This is a genomic window from Skermanella sp. (genome assembly GCF_059503625.1).
Window position 1 is genome coordinate 1 of the sequence record NZ_JCACHA010000989.1, and the last position, 6,315, is coordinate 6,315.

The following is a 6,315-nucleotide window of genomic DNA, read 5'->3' on the forward strand; positions in this document are numbered from 1 at the left end:
GCGAGGTTCTCGGCGGTGATGCCCATCGCCATATAGGCGCCGGGGTTGCTCTCGGCCAGCTTCGGGTTCGGCATCGGGTTGAAGCCCATCATGGGCACCCGGCTCATGCTTTCGATCCCGCCCGCGATGAAGGCGTGGCCGGCGTCCATCTGGATCGCGCCGGCGGCCATGTGAATCGCCTGCATCGACGACCCGCAGAAGCGGTTGATGGTGGTGCCCGCCACGCTCTGCGGCAGGTTGGACAGCATCCCGACCAGCTTCGCGATGTTGAAGCCCTGCTCGCCCTCCGGGAAGGCGCAGCCCAGCATGATGTCCTCGATCTCATTCGGATCGACGCCGGTCTGCTTAAGCAGGCCGTTGACGACCTGCGCCGCCAGATCGTCGGGGCGGATGCGGGCCAGCTTGCCCTTGTTGGCGAAGTGGAACGGCGACCGGACATACCCGGCGATAACCACGTTCTTCATGGCGCTGAATGCTCCTCACCGACTTGATTTGGTTGGCTGTTGATTGGAATGCTTATTTCTTGGAAGACTTGTCAGGCGCCGCACCGGCGGCCTTGAGGTGTTCGACGATCTGGCTTTCCAGCGCCCGCAACTCGCTCAGCGTCTGCTGGACATCGACAAGCTGGACCTCCAGCGATGCCATCCGCTCCCGCCCATGGGCCAGCGCGAAGCGCATCTGCTCGATCTGCCGGTCATCGACATCGTAGAGGTCGAGAAAGTCCTTGATCTCCGCCAGACTGAAGCCCAGCCGCTTGCCCCGGCAGATCAGCGTCAGCCGGGCGCGGTCACGATGGCTGTAGACCCGGTTGAGCCCGTCGCGCCTGGGCGACAGCAGCCCCTGGTCCTCGTAGAAGCGGATCGTGCGGGGAGTGACCTGGAACGTGTCGGCCAGCTCGCTGATGGTAAAAGTCCGCTCTTCTCCCGCCTCGTCCGGTGGATCGGTCATACTGAGCATGATTTGTCACCGCGCGTTCAGGGAGTGGCATAACGTTTACGTAAACGTAAGGTATGAGAATTGACGCGGGACGTCAAGGGGGTGGATGGCGGGCCGGGGGCGCTGGGGTAGAATGGGCTGACAGGAACACGGATGGACACGGATTTTCCACGGATGGACACGGATTGGAGAAAATTTGATCGCTCCCGGTGCCGTGGTGAAATCAACGTTTGATATTATCCATGTTCATCCGTGGGAAATCCGTGTCCATCCGTGTTAAAATCAGACCTTACTGATAATGTGTTTTCTAAAATGTAGAAATAGCTGGTTTTGATTGATGGAGAGTATATGGCCGATAATTATCGCAGCGATTTTTACGCATGGACGCAAGAGCAGGTATCTTTGCTTCGTGCCGGTAACCTGAGTTTGGCGGATGTCGAACACATCGTCGAGGAGATCGAGAGCCTGGGCCGCAATGAACAGCGGCAACTGGAAGATCGTTTGATCGTTTTGCTGCTGCATTTGCTGAAATGGCAGTTCCAGCCGAACTTTCGGGGCAATAGCTGGCGGTTGTCCATCAAGGAGCAGCGCGTCAAGATCGCTCGTCATCTGCGGAAGAATCCCAGCCTGAAAGCGCTGCTCGAAGAGACGATTACAGATGCCTACGGCGATGCACTCATCGGCGCCGAGCGTGAAACGGGACTGCCTGAACAGACTTTTCCAGCCGTCTGCCCTTGGGTCTTCGCTCAGATGATGGACGATGGATTCTGGCCTGATTGAAGTTTGCTCTTATCGCGTTTAAGGGTGATGAGTTCACTTCGCTAAGAGCGTCCGTAGATGCGGCTTCCAGCCGCGTTGCTTCAGCGCTTCAACGGCTTCGACAGACACGAAGGCGTTGCGTAAGTGAGGGAGCGCGTATCCGCGCACTCAACGCGGCTGGAAGCCGCGTCTACGATGCACATCACCCCGGAACACGGGATGAGCTTTGAAGTTTTCCGAATTGGCTGCTGCCGGTCAGGTCAAGTCATCAAGGTCTACCCGCAACGCTTCGGCTATCCGCTTGAGTACATCGACGGTGCCAATGCGAGAGCCGGCCTCGATCTGTGACACGTAGGCTTGGCGGAGACCGGCGATCTCGGCAAGTTGAGTCTGGGTCATCCCTCGGTACTCACGGAACACTTTTACCGGATGCTCTCCATTCAGAAGTCGGGATGCAACTTCATCGGGGAAGGTTTCCGGCTGGGTAGCCTTGTAAGCGTCATACGCACGGATGCTTGCAGCTTCGTCGGCTACTTCCAGCAACCGCTCGTACTCATTGATGGGCAACACGGCGAAAGCGGGATTACCGTTTTGATCCCGGATGATCTGCGCGGGGTTAGTCATCGATACCGCCTTGTGGACCAAGTTTCACGCAATTGCTCATAGTCCGGAGCTTCTTGTAAACCGTATTGCGCGTGACGCCCAAGCGCCGGGCGGTTTCGGTGATGTTGCGGCCGGACAACTCCCAGGTCGCTACGACTTGGTCGATGACCGCGCGCTCCAGGGTCGAGGCGGCGGGAGATGCGGGTGGTGGGGCAGGGCCATTCAGGTGCTCGGCGCCAATGACGCTGCCGTTGGCGGTGATTGCCAGACGGGTCAGGGCGCTGCGGAGTTCGCGAACGTTGCCGGGCCAGGGGCGTTGCGCCAGCAGGGACAATGCCGCGTCGGTGATTGAGGCTGCCGGGTCGATGATGCGGAGCAGGTGTCTGGCGATGCGGTGGAAGTCCTTGCGCTCCGATAAGGTGGGCAGGGTTATCTCGATCGTATTCAGGCGGTAGAGCAGGTCGGCTCGGAAGCGGCCGGTTTGGACGGCTTCTTCCAGGTTCGCGTTGGTGGCGGCGACGAGTTGGACGTCGACGGTCCGGCGGGCGGAGCCGCCGACGGGGCGGATGGTCCAGTCGTCCAGCAGGCGGAGCAGGATGCTTTGCAACTGGACCGGCATGTCGCCGATTTCGTCCAGGAAGAGGGTGCCGCCGTCCGCATCAACCACCAGACCCTTGGCGCCGCCGCGCCGCGCTCCCGTATAGGCGCCTTCGGCGTAGCCGAACAGTTCGGCTTCGATCAGGGTGTCGGGGAGGGCGGCACAGTTCACGGGGACGAAGGCGCCGGTGCGGCCGCTGACGGCGTGGGCGTGGCGGGCCATCAGTTCCTTGCCGGTTCCCGTGGGGCCTCGGACCAGGATCGGGACGCCGCGCGCCGTGGCGCCGGCGACTTGGGCGAGCAGGGCGGTTACGGCAGGATCTTCGGCGATGAAATCGGGGGAGGGCGCGCGGGGCGTTGGGCGGGGCTGGGGTTTCGCTTTCGGCTCCGGGTGGCGGTGGAGCGGGCAGACCTTGTGCAGGTTGTCGATCGCCACGACGTAGCTGCTGCCCTCGTGGTCTTCCAGGCGCACCCGGTCGCGGCGGTGGCTCTCGTCCAGGAAGTCGAGGAAGCCGGTGCGGAACAGTTCGGCGAAGTGGTGTCCAGGGGTGGCCGGCAGGCCTTGCAGGAAGAACGCGGCCTGGGCGCTGGCGGCCAGAATCGTGCCGCTTGGATCGACCGCCAGCAGGCCGGCGCTGAGGGTCCGCAAATATTCCGCCCGCGTGTGGAAGATCAGCACCAGATCGTTGCGGTGGAGGTCGCGGAACAAGCCGTTCTCGATCTGGCGGACCGACATCTTGACCAGGGCCATCGTGTGGCGCTGGCGGGAGCGGCAGTCGCTCGACGCGTCCAGCACGCCGGCGATCTCGCCCGAGGGGCCGAAGATCGGGGCGGCGTTGCATGTCAGGCCGTCATGCATCCGGAAGAAATGCTCGGGGCCGTGGACCGTCACCGGCGCTTTCATGGCCGATGCCAGACCCAGCGCGTTGGTGCCCTGCTGCAACTCTCCCCACAGGCCGCCGGCGCGGATGTTCTTCGCTTCCGCCGTGGTCCGGAAGGTGTCGTCGGTGATGGTGTCCAGCACCATGCCGCTGGGATCGCCCAGGGCGATCATGAAGTTGGAGCCGGAGATCTGGTGATAGAGGTTGTGCATCTCGGCGAGCGCCAGCCGGCGCGTCAGCTCGTGCCGGTCGCGCGCTTCGCGTACCGTGACGGCATCGGCGTAGACCGGCTCGGGAGGGCGGTGCGGGTCGAGTCCGGCCTCAAGGCAGCGCTCCCAGGACTGGCGGATTTCCGGCGTCAGCGAGGCCGGACGCGTGATCGATCCCATGCCTGTTCCTCCCTGGTCCCTCGGTTGGCCCGGTCCCTTAGTTGGATGGAGACCATGATGACCTGTTATGTTCAGGCTTTGCGCAGTCAGGGTGTGAGCAGTCGTTGATTATGTAAACGGTCAAATTAGAGGCTGATCGTCGGGAATGGCTGAATCCCGCCGATTGGGGCTTTGGCATGCCTGTTGCGACTAGGGATGTCGGTTCCAACCAAGAAACCGGCATCAAGGGAGAGGCGTCCATGAAGGCGGCCGTGCTTTATGAATTCGATCCATCGCTGACCAGCCCGCAGTTCGTCCGGTACGAGGAAGTCCCCGACCCGAAGATCGAAAAGTCCACCGACGTCATCGTCCGGATCGGCGGGGCGGGAGTCTGCCGCACCGACCTTCACATCGTCGAAGGCATCTGGCGCAGCAAGGTGGATGTGCAGCTTCCCTATATCATGGGACATGAGAATGCCGGCTGGGTCGAGGAGGTCGGTCCAGGCGTCGAGGGCTTCAAGGTCGGCGATCCCGTGATCTGCCATCCGCTGGTCACCAGCGGCCATTGTCTCGCCTGCCGGCGCGGCGACGACATGCATGCGACCGACAGCAAGTTTCCCGGCATCAACGCCAACGGCGGCTATGCCGAGTATCTGCTGACCGGTGTCCGTTCCCTGATCAAGCTGCCGGGCAGCCTGACGCCGAAGGACGTGGCGCCCTACACCGACGCGGGCCTGACGGCCTACCGTGCGGCCAAGAAGGCGTCGCGGCACCTGCTGCCGGGCGAGTATGCTGTCGTGATCGGGGCCGGCGGCCTGGGGCATATCGGCATCCAAGTGCTGGCAGCGTTGTGCGCCGCCGAGATCATCGCGGTCGATCGCTCTGACATGGCGTTGAACCTCGCCAAGGAATGCGGGGCGCAGCATCTGGTCAAGGGCGACGGCACGGAGGTCGAGCAGATCCTGGCTCTGACGGGCGGACGCGGGGCAGAGGCCGTGATCGACTTCGTCGGCGAGGGCGATGCGGTCGAGAAGGGGCTGGCGATGACCCGGAACGCCGGCTTCTACTATATCGTCGGCTATGGCGGGAAGGTCGAGATCCCGACGATCGAGATGATCACGTCGGAGAAGACCATCGTCGGCAATCTGGTCGGGACCTATCCCGAACTGGTCGAGCTGATGGCGCTGGCCGACCGGGGGCTGGTGAAGCTCGCCACCCGCGAATACCGGCTGGAGCAGGCCAACGAGGCGCTTCACGACCTGCACCACGGCAAGGTCAAGGGCCGCGCGGTTCTGATTCCCTGAGCACCTCGTATTGAGGATACCATAATGAACCTCGAACCCGAGATCGCCCAGGCCGGACCTTACGAGTGGGAAGTGGAGGAAGGCGATCTGGTGATGTGGTGCCGCTGCGGACGCAGCGGTACCCAGCCGATCTGCGACGGGTCCCACGCCGGCACCGGCATCAGCCCGATGGGGTGGAGGGCGCCCGGCACCGGCACCGTCTTCCTGTGCGGGTGCAAGCAGACCGCCAACCCGCCCTTGTGCGACGGCCGCCACAATGACCTCTGACGATCCGTTCCAGGCCATGATGGCGGAACGCTACGCCATCGTGGCAAAGCTCACCGAGCTGAATTCGGCCCATCTGTCACGGGAGGGCCGGCGCGCCGGGGTGGAGTTCGAAATGGAGCGCTGCCGCCAGAACATCACGGCGGCGCCTACCCCGGAACTGAAAGCGCAGCTTGCCGAGCTGGAGCGGGAGCATAGTGAAGTCATTGCGCAGGCCCGCCGGATCGAAGCCGAACGCGAGGCCCTGATCCAGCAGCTTGAAGACATCGTCAACCGCCTGAACGCCCCTCATGGAGATACCCAGACATGACCGCCGACACAGCAAAACCATCGCCGGAAGCCTTGGCCGAGCAGGAGTCCAAGAACGCGTTCCTCCAGAGGCTGGACGACCTGTCGCAGGAAATGATCGACGCCCACGGCGAGGACTTCACCATGGGCGTGCTGATACTGGGGGCAAGATACATTGCGGAGAGGAAGGCGAAGCCGGAGGGTGCGGCTGGGAAGTAATGCCAAGGGCCAAAGTAGTTGACTGGTGAAGGCGCTCCTGCTGTAGGTCGGCCTAAAGCGAAGCGGCAGCCGACAAGCAGGCGCGTCTATGTCGGC

At 62.8% G+C, this 6,315-nt stretch carries 9 protein-coding genes; 5 read left to right on the plus strand and 4 right to left on the minus strand.

The window, feature by feature from the left end; all coding sequences use genetic code 11:
• Both AC5JJ6_RS36195 and AC5JJ6_RS36200 read right to left on the minus strand, forming a co-directional pair.
• Positions 1-464, minus strand: a 464-nt coding sequence (locus tag AC5JJ6_RS36195) for a thiolase family protein (protein ID WP_496046677.1), incomplete at its 3' end; no start/stop codon positions are given.
• Positions 465-516: 52 nt separating this feature from the next.
• Positions 517-957, minus strand: coding sequence for a MerR family transcriptional regulator (locus tag AC5JJ6_RS36200; protein WP_496046678.1), 441 nt, complete (start codon positions 955-957; stop codon positions 517-519).
• A 327-nt stretch (positions 958-1,284) separates the two neighbouring features.
• On the opposite strand from AC5JJ6_RS36200, the gene AC5JJ6_RS36205 reads away from it, so the two are divergent.
• Positions 1,285-1,716 (plus strand): DUF29 domain-containing protein, encoded by a 432-nt coding sequence (locus AC5JJ6_RS36205; protein WP_496046679.1) that lies wholly within the window; start codon positions 1,285-1,287, stop codon positions 1,714-1,716.
• Between the two features lie 234 nt (positions 1,717-1,950).
• Here AC5JJ6_RS36205 and AC5JJ6_RS36210 read toward each other — a convergent pair whose 3' ends face one another.
• Positions 1,951-2,319 carry a helix-turn-helix domain-containing protein gene (locus AC5JJ6_RS36210; RefSeq protein ID WP_496046680.1) on the minus strand — a complete coding sequence of 123 codons (369 nt, stop codon included), beginning with the start codon at positions 2,317-2,319 and terminating at the stop codon, positions 1,951-1,953.
• Entirely contained in the window at positions 2,312-4,165 is a 1,854-nt protein-coding gene (locus AC5JJ6_RS36215; protein WP_496046681.1) for a sigma-54-dependent Fis family transcriptional regulator, read from the minus strand. The genes AC5JJ6_RS36210 and AC5JJ6_RS36215 overlap by 8 nt, the downstream gene beginning before the upstream one ends.
• A gap of 176 nt (positions 4,166-4,341) precedes the next feature.
• Between AC5JJ6_RS36215 and AC5JJ6_RS36220 the strand changes: the two genes are divergently transcribed.
• Genes AC5JJ6_RS36220 through AC5JJ6_RS36235 form a run of 4 tightly spaced genes read left to right on the plus strand, consistent with a single transcriptional unit; the run spans position 4,342 to position 6,219 of the window.
• Entirely contained in the window at positions 4,342-5,448 is a 1,107-nt protein-coding gene (locus AC5JJ6_RS36220) for an NAD(P)-dependent alcohol dehydrogenase (protein WP_496046682.1), read from the plus strand.
• Between the two features lie 24 nt (positions 5,449-5,472).
• Positions 5,473-5,715, plus strand: coding sequence for a CDGSH iron-sulfur domain-containing protein (locus AC5JJ6_RS36225; protein WP_429646846.1), 243 nt, complete (start codon positions 5,473-5,475; stop codon positions 5,713-5,715).
• A complete protein-coding gene (locus AC5JJ6_RS36230) occupies positions 5,705-6,022 on the plus strand; it encodes a hypothetical protein (protein WP_496046683.1) in 318 nt (105 codons plus the stop codon). The genes AC5JJ6_RS36225 and AC5JJ6_RS36230 overlap by 11 nt, the downstream gene beginning before the upstream one ends.
• On the plus strand, positions 6,019-6,219 hold the full coding sequence (locus AC5JJ6_RS36235; RefSeq protein ID WP_496046684.1) for a hypothetical protein: 201 nt from the start codon (positions 6,019-6,021) through the stop codon (positions 6,217-6,219). The genes AC5JJ6_RS36230 and AC5JJ6_RS36235 overlap by 4 nt, the downstream gene beginning before the upstream one ends.
• The last annotated feature ends 96 nt before the right edge of the window (positions 6,220-6,315 follow it).

Coding starts and splice junctions, on each gene's coding strand:
- AC5JJ6_RS36200 (WP_496046678.1), bottom strand. CDS start 957: ATGCTCAGTATGACCGATCCACCGGACGAGGCGGGAGAAGAGCGGACT.
- AC5JJ6_RS36205 (WP_496046679.1), top strand. CDS start 1,285: ATGGCCGATAATTATCGCAGCGATTTTTACGCATGGACGCAAGAGCAG.
- AC5JJ6_RS36210 (WP_496046680.1), bottom strand. CDS start 2,319: ATGACTAACCCCGCGCAGATCATCCGGGATCAAAACGGTAATCCCGCT.
- AC5JJ6_RS36215 (WP_496046681.1), bottom strand. CDS start 4,165: ATGGGATCGATCACGCGTCCGGCCTCGCTGACGCCGGAAATCCGCCAG.
- AC5JJ6_RS36220 (WP_496046682.1), top strand. CDS start 4,342: ATGCCTGTTGCGACTAGGGATGTCGGTTCCAACCAAGAAACCGGCATC.
- AC5JJ6_RS36225 (WP_429646846.1), top strand. CDS start 5,473: ATGAACCTCGAACCCGAGATCGCCCAGGCCGGACCTTACGAGTGGGAA.
- AC5JJ6_RS36230 (WP_496046683.1), top strand. CDS start 5,705: ATGACCTCTGACGATCCGTTCCAGGCCATGATGGCGGAACGCTACGCC.
- AC5JJ6_RS36235 (WP_496046684.1), top strand. CDS start 6,019: ATGACCGCCGACACAGCAAAACCATCGCCGGAAGCCTTGGCCGAGCAG.